Below are 1,013 nucleotides of genomic sequence, written 5' to 3'. Positions count from 1 at the left end.
TGACGTGATCTCAGCGAATTCCCGGTAGGTAATCGTGCTCGAAGTGAGTGAGGACAAGCGCCGCGCGGGCGACGTCGCCGATTCGGCTGGGGCTGACGGTGATGTGCTGCAGGGTTCGCCACCGGCCTTTGAGCAGGGCGAATCCGCGTTCGCCGAGACAGCGCAGGGCGCGTAGGAGTCGGTTGTAGGTGCGGTTGTCCGGGCTGAGGATCTGGGTTCCTTCGGGCTGCTTGATCGGCGTGTGGACGCCGATTCCGGCGCCGTCGTAGCCGCTGTCGGCGAGGGTGGGTAGTCCCGCTGCGGCTGCGGCGTACAGGGCGCCCAGTACGTGTGTACGGGCGGCGGACAGGTCGTGGACGGAGCCGGGTTCGACCTCGCCGATCCACAGTGGCAGCCCGTTGGGTGCTGACAGCGCTTGGAGGTTGCCGGCGTGCTGGTGGGCCTTGCCCGAGTACCAGGCGTCGATGGATTCGCCCTTGACGCTGATGGTCTGCTCGGCGCAGCGGTCGATGGGGATCAGGGTGCCGTCGAGGATCACGTAGGCCAGTCCTTCGGCTTGGGCGCGGTCGAGGGCTTCGGGCAGGTCAGGTGCTTGAGCTGCAAGAACTTCGGTTCCCTCGTGGATGTAGCGGTAGGCGGTGGCCCGGGAGACGCGGTGATCGCGGCCGAGTTTGGGGATGTCGTGCTCGCCGCGGAACCAGCGCAGCACCATGACCGCTTGCCGGAAGGGGCTCAGGGCTCGGCTGTCTTTGGGGGTGCCGCGCAGTCGGCGTTCATCGTGCAGGAGGCGGGCGACGTGCTGAACGAGTGCGCGGGAGACGTCGAGCGTGGCACGATGAGCAATCACGTGGAGCCTTCCGGAGGCTGGGATTTCTTGTGGTGAGAGCTCTTCTACCGGGGGCTCCACGTCTGTTTCCGGCCTTCGGCAACTCCTCCCGATAGGCCCGGAACGTCGCCACCGGCGTCCAAGAAATCCCAATTGCCCCGAACTATTTCGCTGAGATCACCTCACT

1 protein-coding gene is annotated in these 1,013 nt (G+C 65.9%); it reads right to left on the bottom strand.

The features are described from left to right. Positions 1-10 precede the first annotated feature (10 nt). On the bottom strand, positions 11-847 hold the full coding sequence (locus tag QSK26_RS41405; RefSeq protein ID WP_285780849.1) for a transposase family protein: 837 nt from the start codon (positions 845-847) through the stop codon (positions 11-13). Positions 848-1,013: the final 166 nt, after the last annotated feature.

Origin of the sequence: Microtetraspora sp. NBRC 13810 (genome assembly GCF_030268685.1) — a bacterium.
GTDB lineage: Bacteria > Actinomycetota > Actinomycetes > Streptosporangiales > Streptosporangiaceae > BSRQ01.
This window is presented reverse-complemented; position numbering and strand designations above follow the sequence as displayed.